A 25,920-nucleotide genomic window follows, 5' to 3' on the forward strand; every position below is an offset into this window, starting at 1 on the left:
ATCAGGCCGTTACCTCTGAATCTGGCTTGGGAAAGCTCAGCAGCAAATCACGGTAGTATTCATATTGCTTTTGGCGCAGTTCGATTTCACGCGGTAAGCCTTCAATGATTGAGCTGGTTAGAGCGTCGAATTTATCCAAGATGGTGACGATGCGGGTTTGTTCAGCGAGCGATGGAAAGGGCAGTTTTAATTGTTCAAAAGTAGCAAGATTGATATTGCTTTGCGCACTGCTTTTTTCTCTTCCTTTTTCTTCTAGCTTGTTTTTAGTCGATTGAAGTAGGTATTCGACATAGCCTGCGCTGGTTTTTTTGGGATCGGCAACAAAGCCAATGACACTATCAGGGAAGCAAGCATCAAAGCCTAGTATGGATGTTTCAGCAATATTGGCTGCAATCGTGATGCACAAAGTCCCCTTAGGCCATAACTTGCTTTGTTTTAAGCCAAAATCGCTGTATGTTTGACTATATTGCGTTATGATGTGCGATGCGCTTCTAATATCGCCGGTTTGTATAAATGGTATATCACCTCCATACAGTCTTTTGTCATTCCTCGGGCGATGCTTAGATTTGCCACGCCCAAAATCAAACGCCATCTCTGGCAACGTCCTCCACTCCACTTCCCCTTCTTCAAAATTCAACAACTGATCGCGATAGTAGTTGTATTGTTTTTTGCGGGCGGTTAGCTCGGCGGTTAGCTCGGCGGTTAGCTCGGTAAAAGCGTCCAGAATGCGGACTATTTCTGCTTGGATTTCTAGCGATTTTTTGGGGTTTTCTGGGCAGGGGATGGGAATTTGGAATTTATCAGTATCAGGAGTCGCAATTTGTGGCATCTGCATTCTACTACCAATGTTCTGAAAGTAGGGCTCATTCAATTTCAGAAAATAATAAGCATACTTGATATTGATTCTGTCATTTTTTGAGTGATACGACCACATTTCATTTTTATGAGAAAACGGTTTGTCATAATACTCAAATTCAATAACACCACGAGACTTGACGATAATGGAAGGTTCTCTATTTATATCCTTTGCGGGTATATCTTCAAAATTTACAAATGCTACTGTCTTGCCACCAGCAAAAATTTTTAAAGGTGCACCATCTTTATGCAACTCTTTCATCTGACCAGCGGTTATCTTTGTTCCTTTGGTACGAACAATCACTTTGCCCAACGGCAACCACTCCACCTCAACCCCATCGAGCAGCTTCTCCATGAAACTCATGCTTTAGCCTCCGTACCTTCCATCTCCGCCACAATAGCATCAATATCGGTACGTAGCTGGTTAATCTTATCAACGGTAGTTTTTATCTCAGCATTGAGCTTGGTAATATTAATGACTTCGCTATTGTCTTTGGCTTCTACATAGCTGCTCACCGATAAGTTGTAGTCGTTGGCGGCGACCTGTTCAAAGGGTACAGATTTAGCCATATGTACGACATTTTCTTTGCTATCGAATACCTGCATGATTTGTTTGATTTGTTCATCGGTAAGAATATTGTTATTGGTTTCTTTTTTAAATAAACCACTGGCATCAATAAACTGGGTGGTGGTATCAGTTTTATGTTTGGACAACACCAGAATATTCACCGCAATAGTGGTGCCAAAAAACAGGTTGGGGGCAAGTGAAATCACCGTTTCCACATAGTTGTTATCTACCAGATACTGGCGGATTTTTTGTTCGGCACCGCCACGGTAAAAAATACCGGGAAAGCAGACGATGGCGGCGCGGCCTTTACTGGATAGGTAACTGAGCGCATGCAGTACAAAGGCAAAGTCAGCTTTGGATTTGGGTGCTAATACACCGGCGGGGGCAAAGCGATCGTCGTTAATCAAGGTTGGATCATCTGAGCCTATCCACTTCACTGAGTAAGGCGGGTTGGAGACGATGGCATCAAAGGGTTTATCATCAAGAAAATGCGGGTCTATTAAGGTATTGCCCAGCTGCATATTGAACTTGTCGTAGTTAATGTTGTGTAAAAACATGTTCATCCGGGCTAGGTTGTAGGTGGTGTGGTTGATTTCCTGACCGAAGAAGCCCTCTTCAATAATATGGGCATCGAAGTGCTTTTTGGCTTGCAGCAGCAGCGATCCGGAACCACAGGCAGGGTCATAAATTTTATTGACGCTGGTTTGCTTGTGCATGGCAAGCTGGGCAATCAGCTTGGAAACGTGCTGCGGGGTAAAGAATTCACCACCGGATTTACCGGCATTGGCGGCATAGTTGGAGATCAAGAATTCGTAAGCATCGCCGAACAGATCAATCTGGGCGGCATCACTTTTTTTATAAAAATCATGCCCAAAATCCAAACCGGCCACGCCTTTCAATACCGCCGCTAAACGGCTGTTTTTATCTTTAACGGTATTACCGAGTCGGTTACTGGTGGTATCGAAGTCGGCAAACAGACCCTTGATGTCGCCTTCGGAGGGATAGCCATTGGCCGAGGCTTCTATGGCGGAAAAAATCGCGGCCAAATCGGTGTTCAGGCTTTCGTTTCTGTTGGCATTTTTAGCAATATTGGCAAACAGCTGGCTGGGGTAGATGAAGTATCCCTTGGTTTTAATGGCATCATCTTTGATGTCTGGCGTGATAACTTCATCGCTAAGCTCGGCATAATGGATACTATCGTCACCAGCCTCGATATAGAGGGCAAAGTTTTCGCTGATGAAGCGGTAAAACAAGGTGCCGAGGACATATTGTTTGAAATCCCAGCCATCTACTGAGCCGCGCACATCGTTAGCAATAGCCCAAATTTGGCGTTGAAGGGCGGCACGTTGTTGATTGCTTGTCATTTTATTTTCCCGTTTAAATTCGTTTACTAGTCGCCGTTAACTATCTTATTAAATGATCTTCCATACAAAGATATATTTTGAATCAAACTCCAATATTAATAAATACAAAGTAACAATATCAAAATACCTAAGTACACCCAGAAGTACACCTAGCAGAATTTTTGATTTTTAAAGGGTTTTACGAAGAAGATGCAACTTGCTGATTTTAAAGGGGATTTGATGGTCGGGACGGAAGGATTTGAACCTTCGACCACTAGCACCCCATCCTCTTGTCATCAATATTTAAAGTAATAACTTTCACTATCAAATATAACAAAAAACCCTTGATCGGTAAAGGGTTAACGCCTATTATGGATATAATTTAGTAACTTTCGATAACATTCAAAAACAAAATTAAGTACCCACCAAAGTACCCATTAATGCCACTTATATGCATGGGAGAAAATATGGCAAAGTTCACGGACACTTACATTAAAAATCTCAAACCTAAAGAAAAACGTGATGAAAAATATGAAGGCGGTGGCTTTGGTATATTCATTTATCCAACGGGATCTAAAACATGGATCTATCGTTATAAAATTGACGATAAAAAAGATTATATGATCATTGGGCATTATCCTGAAATGAGTTTGGCAGAGGCAAAAAAGAAATTCATTGATCTACGTGTCATCCGTCGAACTGGAACAAACCCAAAACTAGTGGCCATGCAAGAAGAAGATCAAGCTAAATACACAGTCAAAGAATTCGTATTGAATTGGTATACTAACTATATTGAACGCCATCGAAAGCAACCCGAGCAAATCAAACAACATATTAATTCAGATATTATCCCATCCTTAGGTGATATAGAGCTTCAAAATATCCAGACAAGACATATCACTAAAGAATTAGACAAAATAGTTAAACGGGGCTCCCCTGTTCATGCTAATAAAGTACTTAGCACAATAAAACAGGCATTCAACTATGCGGTAAGTCGTGGAGAATTGTCGATCAATCCCGCAGCTAATATTCGCGCAAGAGATATAGGTGGTCAGGAAAAATCAAGAGATCGCTTTCTCACTTTGGATGAAATTAAAATTTTATGGGAGTTTCTGGACAGTGATTTAAGTGCTATGTCACTTCAAATAAAAATCGCCTTAAAGCTATTATTGCTTACTGGTGTTCGTTTCGGTGAATTAAGAATAGCTAAATGGTCTGAATTTGATTTTCAAAATTCAATGTGGACCATACCTGCAAAAAATACGAAAACTGGCATTGTGATGCATGTTCACTTGACTGAATTAGTAATATCCCTACTTAAAGAGTTATATAACTGCAGCGAGGGAGAATATGTCATAAGTGGTGCAGATGGTATCAATGCTCTTTCTGACAAAGCATTGCCTAAAGCAGTAATCCGCATCCAGGATAGAGTTAATATCCCACAATGGACGCCTCATGATTTACGCCGAACCTTTGCTACACAATTGGGAGAAGCATTGAATATTGATCCTGTGGTGATTGAAAAATGCCTAGGGCATAAAATGCCCAAAATAATGGCGACTTATAATAAAAATGAGATGCTCCCACAGAGAAAAGAGGCATTAGAAAAATGGTCAACCCTTATCAGTAATTTGGTTAATACTAAACCCACCCAACAGGAAAAGCTACTTAACCTTTTAAATACAATAAATATTAATAATCACGAATCCAATATTTCCACATAAATTTTAACTGACATTTATAAACTTAGTTTACATAAACTACGAGAATTATAAAGTCTTAATCATATAGGATTAGTTTATGATGCTACAACTTGCTCTACTATCATATCAGCTAATTCTTTCTGTAATTGTTTGGCTGTAGTGATTCTAATGATTAATTGATCACACAAAGCAAATAACGCATCAATTTTAACTACGATACGATATTGTTCTTGTAGAGGTGGTAGTGGCAGTAAGGTTTCCTTAACCTTACTCAAGTTTAGATTGGGTTGTGCTCCCCCTGCAGCCAACTCTCGGATTTCATCGTATATTTTTTCAAAATATAATTTCACATATTTTCTGTGAAATTCATCAGTATTAAATAATCTAATTGCAGCACAAGCCTGATTTGTGCAGGCTTCGATCATTAATTCAGTTATCTGCCCACGAGTTTTTCCTTGTCCATACATTGCAACAATAAGCGTTCCTTTTGGATACACAGTTAAATTAGTTTCTTTAAGTGCCAAAGGAGACACATATTGTTCAGTTTCATAGACATAAGGGTTTGAAGTTTCTCCACTTGTTACCCAGCTAATAACTTTAGGAGTAAAATATTCAGGCTTTGTACGTAAAGGGGTTGCGCCAGTACCAACCTGAGAGATTTCATCGAGTCTTATCAACTCCCATCCTATTGGCAATTCAAATTGTCTTTTAACATTAGATATTAATGAAGGCAATTTTTCTTTATTAATCTTGCTCTTAGTTAACAATTTAGCTTTTTCAGCTTTTATGTTCTTGATTAATGTACTGGCTGGTTCATCATTCGGATCTTGAGGCACTAGTTTCCCCATCATAGCCAGATGCAACAAAGTTTGCTTAAGAGCATTGATGCTGGATTCAGTGGTGAATAGGATGTCGAAATACGCAGCAAGACGTCGCCAGTTCTCATTAAAATCTTCGGCGCTTTGTGATTGGATAAGAGTATTTAGTAGGTGGTTGACGAGTTTTTCATGAGCTTCGAGAGCATTATTTTGCTTGCTCTCCAATTGATCACACAATGCCATTAATTGATTAACTTTTTCGACGATGCGATGTTGTTCGTTAAGAGAAGGCACTGCTATTGGCATTTCTGATAATTTACCTAAATATATTCCTTTTTGCGCAGTTCCCTTACCATGTAGTTCGTAATAGTTAAGACATAATGGCGAACTAAGTTGCAAACATAAAAACTCATTAAATAATTCTGTTCTAATTACAGCCACACTTCTTTGCAATACAAATTTTGGCGCATCTTGCGGAACTACTGCGGGCCGACCAAGCGAACCAACGATAGTCAATAGCACATCTCCATATTCAACTTTAGTTCTTCTATTTTCGATTTCAAAATCTTCAACACTGACAAATCTAGAGGGAGAATCAAAATCAATTTTTCCAAAATTAATATTCTGACTACTCAGCATTGGTAACCCACAACCAGCATCTTTCGGTGGATTATGAGAACCATCTGTTAATTTTTCAGTAAGCACTCCAAGTTTTACCCACTCCCAACCCAATGGTAAATTAAATGGTTTTTCTCCATCAGAAATCGGATGCACCAACATATTTTTTTTTATTTTTCCCGCAATAATCAGTTGGTTTTGATTTTCTTGAATACGTTTGAGTAATTCACTTACCGGTTCATCGTTTGGATCTTGTGGCACCAACTTACCTCTAACAGCGAGATCCAATATCAGTTCTCGCAATTTTTTTATACCATATATATTAAAAGAATTAGCACCACTACGACCACGACCTGATTTTTTTTCTATTTCGGCAGCTGTCCAGATGTCAAGATGATCAGTAAGCAACTGTTGAATGGTTCTCATACGATTTTATCCATTTCTTTTTCCATAGATGATGATGCCAACGCGGAACTTAAAATCTCTCTTAACTGATCACGTAATGCAGCTACCTCATTCTGCATTATATTGTACTGAGCCAAAAGCATATCCGGATCATGGTTTTCCTGTTCTGTCACATGCGGATTTTTACAATCGAGGTTGTAGTTACGTGCTTTGATTTCTTCAACACTGACGCTCCAAGCATATTCGTTTTCTTCTCGTTCTTTGAAACCATTTTCCTCTTTACCCCACCATGCTGATTCTGCCACAAACTCCTCAATTTTCATTGGTTTAGTTTTGTTATAGCTTTTTACTCCAGGTGGGTATGGATGTTCATAGAACCAAATGTTCTGCGTAGGTGTACCTTTGCTGAAAAATAGCAAGTTAGTTTTGATGCCTGTATAAGGGCTAAAAACTCCGTTAGGTAAACGGACAATAGTGTGCAGATTGCATTCTTCCAATAGCTTTTCTTTAATGCGTGTTTTTATACCCTCACCAAACAAAAAACCATCTGGTAATACTAATGCTGCGCGACCTCCGGTTTTCAACATTTGCATAATTAATACAAGAAATAAATCTGCTGTTTCACGTGTACGAAATGCGGCTGGAAAATTTGTTTCAATACCATCTTCTTCCATACCACCAAATGGTGGATTAGTAACAACCACATCCACACGCTCTTTCGGACCCCAACTGATTAATGGCCGTGCGAGAGTATTGTCATGGCGAATATTACTTGGCACATCAATGCCATGAAGGATCATATTGGTAGTACAAAGTAAGTGTGGCATCGGTTTCTTTTCTATACCAAAAATACTGGCTTGTAACTGCCCTTCTTCTTCTACTGTTTTCACATCCTGTTTACGTATGTGTTCAATTGAACAGGATAGAAAACCACCAGTACCACAAGCTGGGTCCATCACTTTTTCGCCAAGACGTGGGTTCACCATTCGTACCATGAACTCTGTTACAGCACGTGGTGTATAAAACTCACCTGCGTTGCCTGCTGCTTGTAAGTCACGTAGCAACTGCTCATACATATCTCCAAACAAATGGCGTTCTTGTGCTTTGTTGAAATCGACTCCATCCTGAATCTTATTAATTACCTGTCTAATCAACTGGCCAGATTTCATATAGTTATAGGCATCTTCAAATACCGATCTGATTACGTAGGCGCGTTGATCACCGCCTTTCACTTCAAGTTGCTGCAAACCAGGAAACAAGTCATTATCAAGAAATTGTTTCAATTCTTCACCAGTCATACCTTCAGCATCGGCAGCCCAATTTCTCCAACGGTATTTTTCTGGTAACGGTGATTGATAATTATCTTGTAATAGCTCCCATTCGCACTCACGATCATCAAAAATTTTCAAAAAGAGCATCCAAACCAATTGGCTTAGACGTTGAGCATCACCATCTACGCCTACGTCTTTGCGCATGATGTCTTGAATGGATTTTATTGTGGAAGAAATACTCATTGATTTATCTACTTATTGTTAAGATTGAATTCTGAATAAAGGTTAATTTCTAATTCATGGAGTGCTTTAAGATAGGCTTTCTTGCTGCCAAAGGCTGAAACAAGCTCACTAGCTGTCCCCATGCTTCTAAACGGATCTAGAGTTAGTATTTTAATATCTTCGATGTTTTCAATGCCAGTATCTGCATATTTATCTAACAGTGCTTCCAGCACTTTACGTGCTTGTTCACCATATTTAGTAAAGTAATTGCGCTTCTTAACCTGCTCAGCTCGTTCGCGACGAGTCAGTGGTGGCTGATCAAAAGCTACGTGACAAATCAGGTCAAAAGCATCGAAGTCCTTACCTACTTGCTCTGCAAGTGCATCTAGCAGCACACCATGTTCTTCTAGCTCTCTAAGAATAGTTGCCTTGCGTTCAGCTTTAGTCCATCGGCGTAAAAAATTATCAAGAGATTGATAATCCTTTCTCACTGTCTTTCGTGTGAAATCTTTCAGTGACTCGGTAATTAGCTTACCGTCTGGGCCATAATACTGAACACGTTCAGAAATCACATAAACCTCGACATCTTCACCAATCACATATTTCACGCGTCCTGTGCTTTCCTCATCGATAAATCCATCATTTAGGATAGTGTTAGAATAATCTAGTTCAATAGGATTTCCATTGTCATCTAGCATATCCTCATCAGGTGGCACTGGCGACTCATCATTTTTTGGCTCGTAAACCATTACTGGTTCACCATCAAATGCAGGATCGGCAAATAGCTCCGTTGCTTTCTTGAAGTCCATGATAGTAAACCAGTATTTATCATAATCTTCATTGATACGTGTGCCACGCCCTATTATTTGCTTAAATTCAGTCATTGATTTGATATGTTGATCTAACACAACCAATTTACAGGTTTGTGCATCAACACCTGTGGTCATTAGTTTGGAGGTAACAGCAATCACTGGATAACGCTCTTCTGGGTTAATGAAATTATCTAACTCAGCCTTGCCTTCATTTTCATCACCAGTAATACGCATCACATATTTACGACTTTCATTTACTCGCTGTGGGTTCATATTTACCAAAGCCTGACGCATACGCTCTGCATGGTTAATGTCGTCACAAAATACAATGGTCTTAGAAAAAGGGTCTGTTGCGACCAAAAACTCAGTAATTTTCTTTGCTACTAACTCAGTACGTTTCTCTAAAATAAGAGTACGGTCCATATCGCTCTGGTTGTAAACACGATCTTCAATGACAAGCCCATGCTTATCAGTCTGACCTTTACTCGGTCGCCACCCTTGTACGTCTTTATCAATATCGATACGCACAACTTTATAGGGTGCTAAGAAACCATCTTCAATCCCTTGCTTTAAGGTATAGCTGTATATTGGGTCACCAAAATAATAAATACTTGAAACATCCTTTGTCTCTTTGGGAGTTGCTGTTAAACCAATATGTGTGGCAGATGAAAAATAATCAAGTATCTCACGCCATGCAGAATCTTCTGCTGCACTACCACGATGACATTCATCAATAACAATAAGATCGAAGAAATCGCGAGAAAACTGTTTGTAAATATTCATTTCCTCTTCATTACCTGTAACTGCCTGATACAGGGAGAGATAAATCTCATAACTTTTATCTACTTGGCGCTTGCTGATTTTAGTCATTGCAGCACCAAAAGGTTTAAAATCGTTGTTCTTAGTTTGATCAACTAGAATGTTTCTATCAGCCAAAAAAAGGATGCGCTTTTTAATACCAGATTTCCATAACCGCCAAATGATTTGAAATGCAGTGTAAGTCTTTCCAGTTCCGGTAGCCATAACAAGTAATATGCGACTCTGACCTTTTGCAACTACCTCTACTGTGTTATTTATAGCGTTGGCCTGATAATAGCGAGGAGTTCGCCCAGTACCATCATCATAATATGACATTTCTATTATATGACGAGCTTCAGGAGTTTCTAATCCTTTCCACTCGCAATAACGTTGCCATAGCTGTGCAGGTGATGGAAAAGAATCAAGGGTTAACTCTTGCTCGGTTTTCTCAGCTAATCCAGTACGATCATGCAAAAGAAAAGCATCACCGTTAGAACTAAATACAAAGGGTACATTAAGTGTTTCAGCATAATTGAGTGCTTGCTGCATTCCTGCACCTACACTGTAATTGTTGTCTTTTGCTTCAATCACGGCGAGAGGAATATTAGATTTGTAATATAAAATATAGTCAGCTCTCTTCTGCTCACCACGAATATGCATCTTACCGCGTACAATAATGCGCCCCTTTGTAAAACTCACTTCCTCACGAATTTGACTAAGCAAATCCCATCCGGCCTCAATAATGGCTGGAGTAATGTACTTAGAGCAAATGTCTCGTTCAGAGAGGCTTTTTTTATTGGTCATAGGACAGAATATTCAATTATTAACATTGATAGCAAATACTTACATTGTAGCACTTTTTAAGGTCTATCATCTGGAGTGGTTAAAAACAAACCAATATAATAAAAAAGCCCCGAAAATGGGGCTTAGTACCTTGAAAAAACATGAGTCATTCCATTTACTTCTACCGAACAATAATCACTGATAAAAAGATCACGAGCAAAAGCCTCACAATCAAAATAACACATCAAATTATCTGGTATCGCATTACTATAGCAGTCTTCAAAAAGATGCCAGGCAAAATCAACCTCTGAATCGTAACAGCCATGATAACAATCAGTTATCATCTTTTCTGCCTCTTCAAGCCCATAATCAGCAAGCAAAGCTTGTCCAAGTTCGTCATGCTCAACTATAAATTCCGCATAAGCTACTACTGTTGAAATAGACTCATACTCATCAAGCCTGAGATTACCAAATCCTTCAAAATCATGGATCGCAAATTCCTCGGCATTCTCTATTGGACTACTTGCTAACATGGTTTGTATATCTGCTATTACTTCGCTTTCGCTTTGGGTAGCATCTATCCATTCACCATATAAAATACCATTATTATAAGATGCCAAGCAGGCTACATAAATTTTAGGTTTATCCATGAGGTTGTTCTCCTTAAATTATAAAGAGAGCAAGCCCCAGCGGGAGCATGCTCCCGCATTAGGTTGTTATTAGATTTGAAAATAGATATATTTTGCTGATTAAATTACAACAAGCCTTAAAGGATTCCTGTGATTTCTGATAAATGAAATCAGCGATTCCAATTTGCTTAAACTTAGTTCTGCCTGATTAGCATCATCCATAGTTAACTTCTGGCGATAAACCTGAAGATCATTGACGCACAAAGCTAATTCAACTAACAGATGCTCAATTTCCAAAGAGTTAGGATTAATTGTTTGCATGGTATTGCTCCTTGATTTAAAGAGGATTACCTATCCCCATTGGGATAAAAAATCCCCAATGGGTTTGCAAAGCAGAATCACCGAAACGGTGGTTGATTTGCCTGATTGTTAAAGAAGTTATGCTTATAGCATTCCTGGGCATAAAGCCATGAATCATATCCATGAAATTGAATCTTGAGATAAACAAGATTCAAAAGTTTCCCAACTAAACGTTCCACCATTAAATTAGGGAAGAAGATGGTGTTATCACAAGACCCGAAAAATTTAATCAGGTTTCACCAGACTCACACTGGATCATCAGTTGTGTAACCTCGATTTTATCTGGCCTAATTGGAAAATCAATACTTTTTCTGATGCTGTTATCAAATGAATCTATTTGATATTAATTGATATTTTAACAACAACCTGCCTGATGATTTAAACCAGCATATCAAACCATGCTTCGACAATCATAACCATTGCCAAGGTGTCCAACTCACAGTATCTTAAAAGTGCTTTTCTCAGCTCATCACGCTCAAAATCACTCATATGAGTAAACTGTAATTTAGCATAAGCAATGGTTGCAGCCCCTCCTTCCTTTAATTGATCATCTTCAAATAGCAATTCAATTTTCTCATTCGGTATTTCTTTATTGATGGGGGCAAGCAATGAATAAGGATCTTTAATTTCGTTGTGATCAAAAACAATCCATTGTTGATCTGTAAAATTTTTACTGGAGACTCCATTTTTAGATCCATAAATGGGTTTACTGTATTTCTCCTGTAAAAACTTAGAACGTTTTATGATTGTTGGAAATATTGTTTTAATAGAGTTTGACCCTTTGGTTAAAGGATCATAATAAAATCGTTTTACCAGTTCCCATAAATCAACCATGCATCGCTTTCCCTCCCATTGTTCACGACTTTTACCAGACGATTTAGTAATTGATTTTATGAATTCACATATTTCTTCTTTATCGGGTGGTGGTTCGGACATTTCTTCAAGTTGGCGCAAAATAAAATTGAGATATGTATTTTCATGATTGCTGTAGCGAAAAATGGTCCCGGTATCTTTTTCTAATTCTTTTTTAAGAGCACGAACAAACTCGATAGAAGGATCGATGCCTGGCTCAGTATTTAAGTATTCACCAAAATGCTCAATATTCCCTTGCTGGTCAATGATATGATGTGAAAACTGGAATGCAACACCTTGATATGGATGCATGCCTTTTTTAAAGGGGATTGGCATCATAGCTGTTTCAAAATCGATAAAATGTAATGGGTAGGTCCATGAAGCGATTTCATCTTTCAACCCTTGTTTGTCCAACCATACCTCATTATCAGCATTTTTAACTTTTTCTATCTGAAGCCACTGCCGCTCAGATTGAGAAAGACCTGGTTTACCGTCACTTTTTGTTTGAAGATCAGACTCATCAAAATCTTTGAGCTTAATAAGTCCTGATTTTAAACATTCATCTTTTTTGGGATAAGCCCATAAATCAAGTATGGTTGCATCTTGAAAATCAGAGTCACGATACTGCAAAGCTTCAGCCCAACACTCCTTATATCCTGATTTAAAACCACCTGTCTCATCTTGAAGTGTTCTAAATTGGCATTTAGCGCATTCCTTTTTCGGAATAGGTGGTGATTTTTTGTCGCTGAAATAATAGTCGCTGAATTCCTGGAATTGATTTTTAAAATCAATACCTTTTTCATTGCGTTCATTCCAAATTTTTTCGATCAGATCGTCTACGTTCATTTCTTTTAAAAGAGGAACAGATAAATCCTCAACAGATAAGGTATCTGCTATTTTCACACATGGCTTTCCTGATTGATCTTTCTCCAAAATAAATTTTTGGTTCAATCCATCCGTTGGGCAAAGGCTATCTTTATCAATCAGCATTAAATAGCTTGAGATTCGGTAATTTGGATAGACGTTCTGTAATACCCATTTCTGAAAAGCAATATCTGCAATGTACGATTTCCAATCAGCATTAATTGTTCCATCTCTTTTTTCAATCTTGGTTCTTGTGTTTTTATCAATAGATTTTGCTTTTACCTCAATGAGCTTAAGGTGATTCTTATCTTTGATTAAAATATCTGATCGAACAAAATACCTCTTATATTGAATGGCTGCTTCAAATAATGTTACAGATTCTTCAAGCAGCAATTTTTGAGTAGTGGTTATTGATGATTCATTGTCATCTTCTTTAATCAGAGTGCCTAGAGGGTAATAGCATCGGGCTAAAGCCTCAACTTGATAACCCCCTTCTGCTAATGCTTTGAGAAATGCATCTTCTGTTTGTTGGTTTGCGTAATCACGTTTATCGACATAATAAAGCTTAGTGGGGCATTCGAGTGCCAACTTAAATTTAGATTTAGTTAGGTTAGAAGACATCAATATCTCTATTCGTCTATTCATATCAAAGTGTAGCAAAACAAAAGAGATAAAATTTTTAACCAATATAGGTTTTGATGATCCCTAAACGAGAATGCCCCAATTGACGGCTGAGTATGTCCCTCGCACTTCTATCCCATTCGCGTTCATGACCCTTGAGGTTTTTTGAAGATTTACCACCGTTTATAGGACAAATTAATCCTTTCCCATTTACATCAAAACTTTTAGTCAATTCCACGTATAGCCGCTGAGCATAGGCATGGCGCAGGCCATGACATTTGCTAAGGCCCATATTTTGTGTTTGAACTTGATAATGACTAAGGTGCTGTTTGTAGGTTCGGTCTTTGGGAATCAAGGAGTGTCCTGGTAACACTAACTGCATGGCTTTAGCAATCCACTGACGTTGTTCCTCATTTGTAATTTCAACAATTCGTCCGATACCCCCTTTTGTCCAGCTAGGTTTTATTTTAAGACAATCACCTTGCCAGGCATCGCTGATAATCAATTTCATTGATTCTTCCCGACGTAATCCAAAAAGCGATTGAGCTTCAAGAGATAATTTAATCATAGGATCAGTACATTTTGAAAAATCTATCTGATGTATAGCTTTGCTATGAGTAGGGATGTAGCTACGCTTCGAGATCTGATAAGCGTCATTATCGGGTTTAACCAGATGAGGCTTATCCAGCAAAATGCTTAGTTTGCGTAATTTTGCCATGTAATTTTTTATTGTTGCAGGATTCTTGCCCTGAGTTTGCCAATGCTCGACCAAGATATGAATATGCTTGGGTTTGAGACCATTAATGTGTCCTACCTGGTATCCTAATTCATGTAAGTCTTTAATGCAGCGATTTAACATATGGCGCATATCGGCTTTGCTGGCAAAGGAGTATACCTTGATACTTTTAACACATTCATTAATGGAGAACTGAGCGCTTTTTAGTTTTGATTTACTCATTTAAGTAGAGCCATAGTGTATTAGGGGATTTAATCCCCATTTCATCGCGAATGAGCCAATTCGTTTGATAATTACCAAGAATGGGCTGCAGTTCTTTTTTTAATTGTTGAGCATAGAGATAACGGTAGGTTTTATTGGTTGGTAATTTATAAGCACTTAGTGCCATACCCCAAAGGGTGCGAATGCTATTATAGCAATGCATATCCACCAAACTTTGGCGGCCTTTGCTGTATTGAATCAATGCCTGAATAATCACGAGTTGGCTCTCATGACGCATGGGGATTTTTCTATCCTCTGAATTAAAGGCAACTTCACGGGTGAGCAAAAGTTTGTGTTCTTTGATGTGTATGTCTGGTCTTAGATTAATGGCTTCATTGAAGGTCAAACCGAATTGGATTTGAAAGGCCATAATAATTTGCGCGACCGGCTCATTTATATTGGTCCAAATATCGGGTGGAACTATTTTTTTTCTTTTAGAAGAATAAATTCGACCCAATCCCAAGGATTTATTATCGATTCCTTGTAATGGACAATCGATGTTGTTTAAGAAACTTCGAATCGTGGTCATGTAATCCATAATAGTAGCAGGCTTAACTCTATTGCCTTGCCAAAGCTGAATAAGGTTTTGGATATGCTGAATTTTTAAAACAGACCAAGAACTGGGGATCTCACCAGTCGTGAATAAATCATCAATCATTTTATGAATGACGAAAGCTCGATTTTGTTTATCCTTGAAGCTGCCTCGTGTATCCGATTTTAAGTAGCGATTGGCAGATCGTCTCAAAGACTCTTTTCGCATGATATTGCTCTCTAAAAATACTTGCCCTGACTTTGGTTTAGTGTTGATCGAGCGGCTCACTCAAAAGCGATACCAGGCTTACGCCACAAGGCTCCAACTGGGGGGCAAATCAATCGTTATAAGGCAAACAATATTGCCGGTTTACTACGGTTTTTTAGTGTTGTTCTCCTTTTTTATTTAATAGGTAAATGAATACGCAAAGAAGTACTCTGCGCTTAGACTGAGTCATAACAAAATGTTGTGATGACAGTAAATTTTTAAAGAAATCTACGCTGCCGAATGGCAGATATCCATGAAGGGTTTCCCGACTTAAACGTCCAGCCACTGAGTTAGGGAATGAGGTGGCTTAGCATAAGACCTTAATAAGGTTTCGCCTGAACTACCCAGGCTCATCAGTTATGCTTGATTTCAAACTATCAAAATGGTGCTTGCTGGGCAAGGGGTTTTGAAAGGAAATTTTATCCTATCGGATTTGGTCCGATAGGATAAAATGACTGAATGTATTGATTTTACTGGGTAAAATCAAGGCTGTTGTTCTGCGTCACTGCAGATATTTTGCAGTGACGCAGTTGGTGGCTTTAAATTATTGTTTCCTCTCTGAGTATTTTTGAACAGCCAGGTCCATCAATCGCACTTCTACCACCACTTATTGGTTGTACATTTATTTGAGTGCCAATTCGTTCTTTTAGTGCTTGAACATGAGATATGATTCCAATTAGTTTGCCATCTTGTTGTAATTCACCAAGTGTCTCCAATGCCGTTTCCAGTGCATCATCATCTAAGGTACCAAAACCTTCATCCAGAAACAGCGAATCTACGCGAACTTTTTGACTTGCCATTTTTGATAAACCCAAAGCAAGCGAAAGACTGACAATAAAGCTTTCACCACCGGAGAGGTTTTTTGTAGTACGAGTTTCCCCAGCCTGATAATTATCAACAACATTCAACTCCAAGGGTTGTACATCATCTCTAATTAACAAATAACGATCAGTCATTTTTTCTAATTGTTTATTGGCATGATTAACCATCAGTTCAAAAGTTAATCCTTGTGCAAAGTTTCGATATTTTTTGCCATCGGAGGAGCCAATAAGGCTATGTAATTTGTCCATTCGATCGCATTCAAATTTCTGTTTATCTATTAATGTTCTTTTAATTTCAAATTGTTTCTTATTGTCATTGTGTTTTTTTAATTCAAGGGTCAACGTAGTAACTCTTTCTCGAATTTGATTTAAACTGTTATTGGATTTTTCTAGTTTTGGTATTAGTTCACTCAAATTAGATTCGGTAACCATTTTATCTCTTTCAGTGACAAGACGTTCGCTTCTGTCTGTTATTTTTGCGTCCAGACTGGTTTTCTTGTTATCTAATATTTTTGCTAATTCCGTAAGAGAGTTTCTCTGATCAGGTCCCAAGCAAAATGATATAAAAATTGTTTCATCACTAAAATTTAAGCTCTTTAATGCACTTTTGAAGCTTATCTCCAATTCGTAAAGCTGAGGCTCTCTTTGTGAAATTTGATCTTTCAAAGTTTGAATTTTAGTTTGAGCTACCTCGAAATTACGAGCAAATCTGTCCAACTCACTTTTAACAATACTTTTAGACTTTTCAGCCTCCTGAAGTTCTTGTTCTATTATGGCTTCCTCTTCGTCTGGTTTTTTAATGCCAAACATTTGGGTTCGCTGTTCTTTGATTTCAATATATTCTTTGTTGATATTTTCAAAGCTCGTTTGTTTTTCAGATAAAGATAACTTTAATGTTGCAATAACAGCTTCCAAGGGTTTTATTTCGTTATTTATCTGAGTGTATTCTCTTTCTATAGTTGCACGCTCTTCTTGTTTGATATTCCAGTTTGTTAACCGTAAATTAAGATCGATTAATATCTGATCAGTATTTGAGTAAGATATCACTTTAATACTAAATTTTTTTAACCTTTTAAGAGCTGCTTGTTCAAGCAAATCCAGTTCAGAAGTTAATTGATCAATTTGTTTTGCACATCGTTGTAACTCTTTCTCAGACTGATTATTTTCATATATTGCATTAGATTTTAACTGGGTAATATCTGATATTTTTTGTTGCACCACTTCCTGTAAGGTTTTTATTTCTCGGATTTCTTGTTCAAAATCTTCAGCTTTATTGATCAATTGCGATAAAGATTCAATTTTTATTTCAGTCTCATGAAGTTGGGGAATATTATTTTCTGCATATGGATGTATTTTTGAGCCACATAAAGGACATGGCTTATCATTCTCTAGTTTTTGTCTTTCTGATTCTAAACTTGCGATCTTTTGCAAATATGCCATTTCTCTGAGTAGGTTATCTTTCTCTGTACGGTATTCTCTTAGTACGCGATCACCTAAAAGTTGATTTAAGTTATCATTTATCCGTGTAATTTGATTTTGAACCTCAGATAATTTAGTTTGCTGCTCGGTTTCTTGCTGTGTATATTGTTCCAATCTATTTTGGTCATTTTTTAATTTTTCATTCAGAGTTTTTACTATATCGTTTATTTCAGTTAGTGATGTCTGTAATGTAACTAATCCTTTTAATTGTTCTTCAATTCCTGTAAGTTGGCTAATTAATTCTGCATCTTCTGCATGTTTTTCTATATAATCACCAGCAGCCTCTTGTTTTTGTTTTAATAAATCTATTAACCCCTTTTTTTTGTTTAATTCATAATTTCTAGTATTAATTTCAGCAGAATTTTTTTCAATATCTCGTTGAGACTCTTCAATTATTTTTTTCTTGTCAATTAACTGATGATCTTTATGACGAACTTTTTTAAAAATTTCAGACATTATTTTTTGTTTACTTTTAATATCAGTTAATTTTTGATCGGCGTTGATTAAGTGTTCTTTCTGACTTTCAATGGCGGATTTCATTTCTGGGATCTTCAAGTCTTCATTGGAAAGAGCCTCCTTGTCACTAGCATGCTGCTTTCTAAATTCTTTGAGGGTGGCATAAGGCCCATCTAGCTCCATTGCCTTATTTGCTTGAGCTAGTCTATTTCTATCTATACTAAACGCTTCCAAGTCCCTATTTAACGTTACATATTCTTTTTTTAACTCAGCTATTTCTTTATTTAGCATTTCAATGGCAGTTAACCAATTAATAGCCGTGCTTAATTTTTGATTTTCATTTATCAATCCTCCTTCTTGCCCTTTTTTTTCAAGAATTTCAGCATGATAAATTGTTTCCTGTTCATCGCTAAGAAGTACGATACCACTCAACTCAGCGTGCATTAAATTTAACTTATCTCTTTCTTCTCTTGTTTTTTCATGAACTCGTTTAGATATTTCACTATAAATTTCAGTGCCTGTAATCTGTTCAAGGATTGGCGCTCGTTCATCCGGTGTAGCCATCAAAAAGGCTGCAAAACCACCTTGAGCTAAAAGAATAGAACGGGTAAATCGTTCAAAGTCCATTCCTGTTTTTTCTTCAATAACATTCGCAACATCTCGTTTTTTAGATTCAAGAATTTGGCCTGTCAAAGCATCGATTATTTCATGTTTGGATTCACCAAGAATGCCATCAATTTTTCTTCTGGCTTTATGCTGGCTCCAATGACATGTAAATTTTCCTTGTTGTGATTCAAAGGTGACCTCTGCATAACACTCAGCCGTTTGTTGCGACATCAGTTGATTGCTACTTTTAGTGATCTTGCCTAAACGAGGTGTTGCCCCATAAAGCGCTAAACATATAGCATCCAGAATTGTTGACTTGCCTGCACCAGTTGGACCAGTAATAGCAAAAATTCCGTTCGAGATAAATTCAGGTGTTGAAAAATCAATTAACCATTCACCATATAATGAGTTTAAGTTTTTAAATCTTAGTTCGAGTATTTTCATATAGCCCGCTTATTCAGCATTTAAGTCATCTTCTTGAATAGATTTGATTATTCCATTATAAATAGTCACCATTTCCATTCTTTCATCATTTGGAACATTATTGACTTCCAAGCAACGCTCAAATACGTCTTGTTCATTCAAATCATCTAACGTTTCATCTCCATGTATTTGACTAATTACACGATCTATCACTCTTTTATTCTTGATACGACGAATTTCTAATAATGAACCCTCTAAATTTTGGTCCATTAGTTCTCGTAAATTACCAACAAGCTCATTACCAGTATATTCAATCTCTAACCAAGCGTTGCTTTCTTGATCTTTCAACATATCAATTTCTTTTTGAATCTTTTCCAAATTTCCAGTCAGTCTTACTAATAGTTGAAAGCAAGGCACCGAGATCTCATCAATAGTACGAAAACCCTCTTCAAATTTAATTTGAATAACCTTCTTTTGTTGTTTAGCTTCACCAAATCCCATTGGGATAGGCGATCCTGAATAACGAATATGTTCATTTTGACCAACAATTTGTGGTACATGTAAATGCCCAAGGGCTAGATAGTCAATACATGAAGGAAATATTGAAGCACTGACATGAGCCAATGATCCAACATATAATTCTCTGACACCATCCCCTTCAATAGTTTGGCCACCAGCAGCAAATAAGTGCCCCATACCAATGATAGGTACTCGTAAATCAGGATTATCTTTTTTGAATTCTTTTTGTAAATTTTCCGCCACAGCACAAACTTTGGCATAGTGGATTTTTAAACCTTGAATTAATTTTGTATTTTTATCATCAACCGTTTCACCTGCTTCAGCAGTACGAAGGTCTTTATCTCTTAAATAGGGAACAGCACAAATCAGTGCCTCAGGATTGTCATGATGATCTTTTAGAATAATAACTTCATCGTCAGGGTGCTCAGTCATTGCACCTATAACATATACATTCAATGCCCGCAAAATATCTTTAGGAGCATCTAAAAATGAAGGTGAATCATGATTTCCAGCTATAACGACGATATGGCGACATGTTGAATTAGCAACTTTGCATAAAAATTGATAATACAATTCTTGTGATTTATTGCTTGGAGTACTGTTATCAAAAATGTCACCTGCAATTAGCAATATTTCTATATTTTCTTTACGAATTATATCAACCAGCCAATTTAAAAACGCAGCAAACTCATCATAGCGTTTATGTCCGTAAATTGTTCGGCCTAAATGCCAATCAGAAGTATGAAGTATTTTCATTATATAACCTAAAAAACTATTAACTGGGAATATAGCATTTATATTCATCCACAGAAGATAAAATATGACGAAAACAGGCCATTATCAGAGGAATTAGACCATCTTTGAGATTTGATAATATACCCGTATCTGTCTCGTATTGTTGATTTAAGCAGTTTTTGCTTTCGGAGGATTTTGTAAAGCCTTGCGCCGATCTTCACATTCCTGCCGGCGTTTTTTAATTATGGTCCTAAATTCCTCGATTTTCTTTATATCACTCATGATGTCATCGTTTTTTGGTAATGGCGTACTGTTACCGCTGGCTTTGTCGTGGCCTGAATTTTCTGAAGCGTTTTTCATTGCCCAATAGACAGTTTCATAATCCGAATCCTCAACAATAACTCCTGCAAGGCTTTGTGTGCGAACGTCAGAATCGAAACGAGCAACCACGTTATTCAATAGAAGTTCTTCGACTAATCGCTCCCATGTTTCGCGCAGATCAGAATAGAAATCTTTGACATCCCGGCGGCGTGTGTCATCATCGGAGTAGATTTTACCAGTAAAAGCTTGAGCGCGATTTTTTAGAAGTTCAATACGCTTATTAACTGGAGTAGCTTGCCAATGTTTATCGCTGCTTTGAATAATCCCAAATCCTTTTTCTTCTGATTTATGGATGTAATGTTCTAGCCAAGGTATGCCGTATTCTGCAGCATATTTTTTTATCTCGCTATAGAACAAAATATTGTGGGTGAAAATCACTACTTGACGGTTCTTAGCTTCTCTTGCAAGGCGCTGAGCAACTCGGCGCAACCTTAGATGATCAAGTGAAGAAACTGGATCATCTATGATAATACCATGTTGGATAGGTTCGCGCTTTACCTCAGCTAAAAAGCATGAAAGAGCCAAAGCTCGTTGTTCACCTTCACTTAGAACATCACTATTTGATACGGAGACCGTAGTTTTAAGGCTAACGCCAACTAGTGTGGTACCGCGCTCAGTTCGGCTTTCTACGGTAAATGGAATGTGGGTAAGGTCTAGCTCATTGATTTCATCCAAAATATTAATCTTCAGGTCATCTGTGAACAATATTTTTCTCAGGTGGGTGATTTTCTTGGAAGTGTTAGTGGTATCGAGTGCTGCAATGCATTTATTCAAATTTACAAGCAACGTTATATCCTCCAGGCGCTGTATAAAGATATCAATATCAGCTGCAAACCGCTTTCTGTCCTTCATGATGGCTAGCTGCTCTTGCAGCTTCACGAAGCGCTCGCTATCAGCGCATTCTTTTTCTAAATCTTCAATTTCCATATTAAATACGGCGATATCATCCTCTAATTGCTTATAAATAGGCGTAACGGTAATGGTGGGTTGGGTAAATTTCTGCGCATTAATGCATGCTTTTAACTCAACTAGCAGCTCAGATGCTTCTGTGAGGAAAGTAAGGATATTACTAGCAATGGTTTTCCGCCCTTTGCTTATACCAGCATATTGCTGAACCAGAGTTTCATACTCTGTTTTTTTTGGCAGGTTCAAATTAATGAGTACATCAGCTCTATCACTCAGCGTTTGCACTGCTTGCTGTGCGTCTTGAGCAGCTTTATCAGCTACGAACTGCTCAAAGCGCTTCAACCTCTCAGATGCTTCCGAATCAAGTAGTTGCTGGCATAATAGGCAAAGATCGCCAACTTCAGCAGGTATCTTGCCCCCATTACCAGGGATCGATTTTGCATATTCGGTGGCATATTTATACATCAATTGCCATGGGTTGGAACCTGTGGTATCTAACTTTTCATCATGGAAACTTTTAGCAGCGGCAAGTTTGGCTGCTTCCGCCGTGGTTTCTGCCATCTTAAAGGCCGCTTTCAGCTCGTTAATTTTAGCGGGAGTAAGTGCCAATTCAATGGCATGAATTTTATTAGCAAGGTTAGTTATAGAAGCACCTAATGTGCGATAGGCGCTTAACTTGAGCATAGGATTTTCTGCCAGCTGCTTTTCTAAATCTTCAATTAGTTTATCGTCTTCGATCTTCCAGACTGCATGTTCTTTAAGTTTTTTGGCGGTAGGTAGCTCATTAGCAGATATTTTAGTATCGAGCTTGTCAATCAACTCGGCAATTTCACTCCCAGCTGTATAGTTAGAGCGAAGCGTCACTTGCACATGTTTTTTGATCAGCTCAATTTCAGGGGCAAGAGACTTTTTACAATCATCTAATAATTGAATATACCGCTGTAACAACTCGATTTCAGCGGGTAAATACTCAATTTTGTTTTCCTTATCAACGTAAAGACGTGCACATTTAGCATCGAACACTGTTAAACGACTCACGGGCTCTGGTGGCTCATTTCCATCAATCCATAATTGTTCAGTAGGTTCTTCGCCCTCGGTTTTATAACGCACCGTTACTTCAGCTTTTGGGCTTTCGCCTTCCTTGAAAACGTCGCCAAGTAAGTGATCGCGAACAAGTGTACGACATATTTTTTTTGTAATCTTGCAATAGCCACTCTTACCACTGCCATTATCGCCGTAAATAAGTGTGATGCCATCAGTAGCAAATTCCATTATTTGATCATTGGCTAAGCGATTTACATACTTAGAAGGACCGATGGCGCATAGAATTGTTTTAGGTGCGGCAGCAGAAGTTTCAGTGTTGTAATTTTCTTCAAAAAAATCTTTTATATCTGCTTCAATACCGGTTTCAATATTGTGATTTTGTTTTAAATTATTGATGATAGCTGTCTTGTCGTCGTCATTGAAAGTGGTGAGTGCTAAACGACGCAATGCATCCTTAGCCCAAAGTGGTTGCTTTTGAATCCACTCAGATAGATCTTCTGCCTTCATACGATGATTTCCATTTATGTTTTTTTATTTTCCGCTCTTAAAAACCGCAACTCATTACTGATTGGGATACCAACCATAAGAATAGACTATTATTAGCTGATTCAAAACCTCAAATTTATATTCTTCACATAGATTCTATTTGTAAGTGCAATCACCGGTTTTAAAATCTAACGCCATTGACTAAATTAGTAATGTTGATGAAGTTTTTAATTAAGCTTTTATTATTCGAAGGCAAAGGAATTCGAACTTTATAAAGTTCGCCTCCACTCACCAAAACAAAAGCTTGTCCCTTAGGTAAAGAAATAAGGTCATTTACATCAACCATAGGTACTGAGGTAGTTTGTACACGATCTTCATTAGTAGTATTAAAATAAATCCCATCCTCTCCATTGGGAGTATCATTAACCATAGATACTTGAGTATGATCAACAACACCAACCTGAGGTAAGGCTTTAACCAATAAATTAGCGGTTTCCTCATTTTTAACTCTAAGCATAATCAGGGTATTAAAATTACCCTCGGTTACTGCAGCTTTAGCTTTTGAGCCAAGAGAGACTTCCATATCTTGTATGGTTTGAGCATAGGCTGTTACCTGGAATCCTGCACCACCTGCTTTATTGAGAATTTTTACAAAAGAATCCTGGATGATTTCTGAAAGTTCATCACAATGCAGATTTAAACGATAATTGGCATTACTTTCTTTATAGATCTTTCCTGCAGTAGAGACTAAATCAGATAAGAATGCTTTACCCACTGCTTGGGCTATATTTGGATTAGTCAGACTATCTAGGCCTATATAAATGACTTTTTTTTCCTTAATTGCAGTCATTAATTCAATTTCATTAGGACTTTTATTAAATGAGAAAATAGCAGAAGCGTTACTTTTATTGATCTCCGATAAGACTGGTCCTACGCTTGCGGTAATTTTGTCATAATAATGTTTATCCATTATCGCAGCATCATAAAGATCGATTAGGATTTGATCATGAAGGCTTTCAACATTTCCTGCAGCGATAGTTTTATTTATATAATTTTTTAAGTACTCTGCGACTGCTTTGGGTCTATCCATAGGAGCCGTATTTTTATTTTTACGACTGTTACGTTCTTCATGATGAGTTAGTATAGCTTCTATGTGATCATTATAATCAGGGTAAAGATTTGGCATGATTGTGTCTGAATAGGCCATAAGCAGTTGATCTAGTCGGCTGATGTAGAATGCTATTGATTTATAGGTGATAGGCTGTTGCATTTCCTCCAAGCAAATTGCGACTATGTTAACGTATTTCCATGCAAAAGCTGCGAATTGTTTTCCTTCACCTTCTGCGGCAATTGCATCAGTTATTCGGGTTGCAACCTCACTAACCTGATCATAATTTTTTAATGGATTGTAATGGGCGGATAATTCGGGAAAGCCTAAATGCACTATACGAAAATCATCTAAACGTCCTGATGCCTCACAGGCTGAATACATGTCACGTACTAGATCTAGATCCCCCTTGGGATCTACTACAATCAATGCATCACCATTTCGAATATCCTGATTGATCAGAATACTTGCCAACCTTGTTTTTCCGACCCGTGTTGTACCTACAACAAAGGTATGACCTACACGCACGTCTTGGGGTATATAAACTGGACTATCCTTTTCACCTAATCCATGCAGAAAAGGGCTACCACCTACAGGTGGATCTGGTCTGAAAGGGTTTAGTTTAGACGAACTACTTAACATTTTTGCCAATATTGTTTTTTCATGGTTTTGGCAAAATTCTCTTACTGTTCTGTAGCATTTTCCTCTTTGCATGAACGATTCATTTTTTATTTGCTTAATCTGATGCAAACGTTGAGTGTGGTGTGGTAGCCAACGAAAGCCCTTTCCAACGAATAACCATTTTTGCGATAAGGGTACTTGAGTAGTTGATAATGCATAGTACGGCATAGTAATTAATCGGCGATGATAGCGTTTGATTTTCAATGCTTGCCATCCTCTAATTAAACTTAAACAACCTAGACTTACTCCAGCGTAATATCCCATGCCTTGGGTTAATAAAAATAAATGCGGGCTAGTCGTAGCAAGTAAAGCTAATGCAGTACAAGTAATACTAGTATAGATTTCTGTTGGTTCACGTAATAAGTTTTCAACGGGATAATCAGCCATTATTATCTCCACCAAACCAGTAATTCAAAAAAGACCATTGCAACCAATAAGTACCATTTAGCTTTTAAAGCAGATTGAATGTGCTCAGTAGGAATTTCGGTATTACTTCGCTGAACATAGAAAGAGATGACTCTTGGCCATAACCCAAACAATGCCAGATAAAACGTTATATGAGTAACTAGAAAACCGATTTTATGAGTTAGAAAAAAGTGACTGGCTTGATTGAACTCATGATTAAATTGCAAAAGTTGTGGTGCCAACAGTAAAAGGAGCACTACTGGCAGAATAACCTGAATCATGACTATAATAGTTGAACGAATATATCTATTTAACATGGAAAGCCCCCCTTATGATTAGGAATATCAAGAGTCGTAAATCCATGGCCTTTATGGCATTGAAAATCCTTTGGAAATTTGCATTTTTAACTTTGCAAGCAATAGCGTCCTTTGCCTCGGATGATCGATCTAAAACACGCTATATCGCCGGAAAAGCACAACAGCTTTATGAGGAAGATGCGATCAGTGGATCTGAGTATGCCAAAAGCATTCATGGTGAATGAAGTTATTTGAC

The 25,920-nt window shown here is 37.7% G+C and carries 17 protein-coding genes; 2 read left to right on the plus strand and 15 right to left on the minus strand.

Features of this window, described 5'->3' with window-relative positions:
* Position 1 precedes the first annotated feature (1 nt).
* Positions 2-1,219, minus strand: coding sequence for a restriction endonuclease subunit S (locus tag E1P08_RS11550; RefSeq protein WP_133137172.1), 1,218 nt, complete (start codon positions 1,217-1,219; stop codon positions 2-4).
* Positions 1,216-2,787 (minus strand): type I restriction-modification system subunit M, encoded by a 1,572-nt coding sequence (locus tag E1P08_RS11555; RefSeq protein WP_133137173.1) that lies wholly within the window; start codon positions 2,785-2,787, stop codon positions 1,216-1,218. Before E1P08_RS11555 ends, E1P08_RS11550 begins: the two co-directional genes overlap by 4 nt.
* 446 nt (positions 2,788-3,233) lie before the next feature.
* Between E1P08_RS11555 and E1P08_RS11560 the strand changes: the two genes are divergently transcribed.
* Complete coding sequence (locus tag E1P08_RS11560) at positions 3,234-4,490, plus strand: tyrosine-type recombinase/integrase (protein WP_242602443.1); 1,257 nt, start codon at positions 3,234-3,236, stop codon at positions 4,488-4,490.
* Between the two features lie 74 nt (positions 4,491-4,564).
* On the opposite strand, the gene E1P08_RS11565 is transcribed toward E1P08_RS11560, so the two are convergent.
* From E1P08_RS11565 to E1P08_RS11625, 13 genes are all read right to left on the minus strand, one after another.
* Positions 4,565-6,331 carry a restriction endonuclease subunit S gene (locus tag E1P08_RS11565; protein ID WP_133137174.1) on the minus strand — a complete coding sequence of 589 codons (1,767 nt, stop codon included), beginning with the start codon at positions 6,329-6,331 and terminating at the stop codon, positions 4,565-4,567.
* Entirely contained in the window at positions 6,328-7,824 is a 1,497-nt protein-coding gene (locus E1P08_RS11570) for a type I restriction-modification system subunit M (protein ID WP_133137175.1), read from the minus strand. The genes E1P08_RS11565 and E1P08_RS11570 overlap by 4 nt, the downstream gene beginning before the upstream one ends.
* A gap of 8 nt (positions 7,825-7,832) precedes the next feature.
* Positions 7,833-10,217, minus strand: a complete 2,385-nt coding sequence (hsdR, locus tag E1P08_RS11575) for an EcoAI/FtnUII family type I restriction enzme subunit R (RefSeq protein ID WP_133137176.1) — start codon at positions 10,215-10,217, stop codon at positions 7,833-7,835.
* Positions 10,218-10,339: 122 nt separating this feature from the next.
* Positions 10,340-10,846 carry an antirestriction protein ArdA gene (locus tag E1P08_RS11580; RefSeq protein WP_133137177.1) on the minus strand — a complete coding sequence of 169 codons (507 nt, stop codon included), beginning with the start codon at positions 10,844-10,846 and terminating at the stop codon, positions 10,340-10,342.
* A gap of 99 nt (positions 10,847-10,945) precedes the next feature.
* The gene (locus tag E1P08_RS11585; protein WP_115300376.1) at positions 10,946-11,146 is read right to left on the minus strand and encodes a hypothetical protein; all 201 of its coding nucleotides are present in this window, start codon (positions 11,144-11,146) and stop codon (positions 10,946-10,948) included.
* 417 nt (positions 11,147-11,563) lie between these two features.
* Positions 11,564-13,294 carry a DUF2779 domain-containing protein gene (locus E1P08_RS11590; RefSeq protein WP_242602444.1) on the minus strand — a complete coding sequence of 577 codons (1,731 nt, stop codon included), beginning with the start codon at positions 13,292-13,294 and terminating at the stop codon, positions 11,564-11,566.
* Positions 13,295-13,580: 286 nt separating this feature from the next.
* Positions 13,581-14,480 (minus strand): phage integrase N-terminal domain-containing protein, encoded by a 900-nt coding sequence (locus E1P08_RS11595; RefSeq protein WP_133137178.1) that lies wholly within the window; start codon positions 14,478-14,480, stop codon positions 13,581-13,583.
* A complete protein-coding gene (locus tag E1P08_RS11600; protein WP_242602445.1) occupies positions 14,473-15,279 on the minus strand; it encodes a phage integrase N-terminal domain-containing protein in 807 nt (268 codons plus the stop codon). The genes E1P08_RS11595 and E1P08_RS11600 overlap by 8 nt, the downstream gene beginning before the upstream one ends.
* A 578-nt stretch (positions 15,280-15,857) precedes the next feature.
* Complete coding sequence (locus tag E1P08_RS11605; RefSeq protein ID WP_133137180.1) at positions 15,858-19,124, minus strand: SbcC/MukB-like Walker B domain-containing protein; 3,267 nt, start codon at positions 19,122-19,124, stop codon at positions 15,858-15,860.
* A 9-nt stretch (positions 19,125-19,133) separates the two neighbouring features.
* Complete coding sequence (locus tag E1P08_RS11610; RefSeq protein ID WP_133137181.1) at positions 19,134-20,378, minus strand: exonuclease SbcCD subunit D C-terminal domain-containing protein; 1,245 nt, start codon at positions 20,376-20,378, stop codon at positions 19,134-19,136.
* A gap of 147 nt (positions 20,379-20,525) precedes the next feature.
* Positions 20,526-23,195: an AAA family ATPase gene (locus E1P08_RS11615; protein WP_133137182.1), complete on the minus strand. Its 2,670-nt coding sequence runs from the start codon at positions 23,193-23,195 to the stop codon at positions 20,526-20,528.
* Positions 23,196-23,355: 160 nt separating this feature from the next.
* A complete protein-coding gene (gene traD / locus E1P08_RS11620) occupies positions 23,356-25,350 on the minus strand; it encodes a type IV conjugative transfer system coupling protein TraD (RefSeq protein WP_133137183.1) in 1,995 nt (664 codons plus the stop codon).
* 2 nt (positions 25,351-25,352) lie between these two features.
* Positions 25,353-25,685, minus strand: coding sequence for a hypothetical protein (locus E1P08_RS11625; protein ID WP_133137184.1), 333 nt, complete (start codon positions 25,683-25,685; stop codon positions 25,353-25,355).
* 14 nt (positions 25,686-25,699) lie between these two features.
* Between E1P08_RS11625 and E1P08_RS11630 the strand changes: the two genes are divergently transcribed.
* Complete coding sequence (locus E1P08_RS11630; RefSeq protein WP_133137185.1) at positions 25,700-25,909, plus strand: hypothetical protein; 210 nt, start codon at positions 25,700-25,702, stop codon at positions 25,907-25,909.
* The last annotated feature ends 11 nt before the right edge of the window (positions 25,910-25,920 follow it).

The organism is Legionella rowbothamii (assembly GCF_900639985.1).
Classification (GTDB): Bacteria; Pseudomonadota; Gammaproteobacteria; order Legionellales; family Legionellaceae; genus Legionella; species Legionella rowbothamii.

What these genes read in the sequence shown, in the direction of transcription:
- E1P08_RS11550 (WP_133137172.1), bottom strand. Translation starts at nt 1,219, where the DNA reads ATGAGTTTCATGGAGAAGCTGCTCGATGGGGTTGAGGTGGAGTGGTTG.
- E1P08_RS11555 (WP_133137173.1), bottom strand. Translation starts at nt 2,787, where the DNA reads ATGACAAGCAATCAACAACGTGCCGCCCTTCAACGCCAAATTTGGGCT.
- E1P08_RS11560 (WP_242602443.1), top strand. Translation starts at nt 3,234, where the DNA reads ATGGCAAAGTTCACGGACACTTACATTAAAAATCTCAAACCTAAAGAA.
- E1P08_RS11565 (WP_133137174.1), bottom strand. Translation starts at nt 6,331, where the DNA reads ATGAGAACCATTCAACAGTTGCTTACTGATCATCTTGACATCTGGACA.
- E1P08_RS11570 (WP_133137175.1), bottom strand. Translation starts at nt 7,824, where the DNA reads ATGAGTATTTCTTCCACAATAAAATCCATTCAAGACATCATGCGCAAA.
- hsdR (WP_133137176.1), bottom strand. Translation starts at nt 10,217, where the DNA reads ATGACCAATAAAAAAAGCCTCTCTGAACGAGACATTTGCTCTAAGTAC.
- E1P08_RS11580 (WP_133137177.1), bottom strand. Translation starts at nt 10,846, where the DNA reads ATGGATAAACCTAAAATTTATGTAGCCTGCTTGGCATCTTATAATAAT.
- E1P08_RS11585 (WP_115300376.1), bottom strand. Translation starts at nt 11,146, where the DNA reads ATGCAAACAATTAATCCTAACTCTTTGGAAATTGAGCATCTGTTAGTT.
- E1P08_RS11595 (WP_133137178.1), bottom strand. Translation starts at nt 14,480, where the DNA reads ATGAGTAAATCAAAACTAAAAAGCGCTCAGTTCTCCATTAATGAATGT.
- E1P08_RS11600 (WP_242602445.1), bottom strand. Translation starts at nt 15,279, where the DNA reads ATGCGAAAAGAGTCTTTGAGACGATCTGCCAATCGCTACTTAAAATCG.
- E1P08_RS11605 (WP_133137180.1), bottom strand. Translation starts at nt 19,124, where the DNA reads ATGAAAATACTCGAACTAAGATTTAAAAACTTAAACTCATTATATGGT.
- E1P08_RS11610 (WP_133137181.1), bottom strand. Translation starts at nt 20,378, where the DNA reads ATGAAAATACTTCATACTTCTGATTGGCATTTAGGCCGAACAATTTAC.
- E1P08_RS11615 (WP_133137182.1), bottom strand. Translation starts at nt 23,195, where the DNA reads ATGAAGGCAGAAGATCTATCTGAGTGGATTCAAAAGCAACCACTTTGG.
- traD (WP_133137183.1), bottom strand. Translation starts at nt 25,350, where the DNA reads ATGGCTGATTATCCCGTTGAAAACTTATTACGTGAACCAACAGAAATC.
- E1P08_RS11625 (WP_133137184.1), bottom strand. Translation starts at nt 25,685, where the DNA reads ATGTTAAATAGATATATTCGTTCAACTATTATAGTCATGATTCAGGTT.
- E1P08_RS11630 (WP_133137185.1), top strand. Translation starts at nt 25,700, where the DNA reads ATGATTAGGAATATCAAGAGTCGTAAATCCATGGCCTTTATGGCATTG.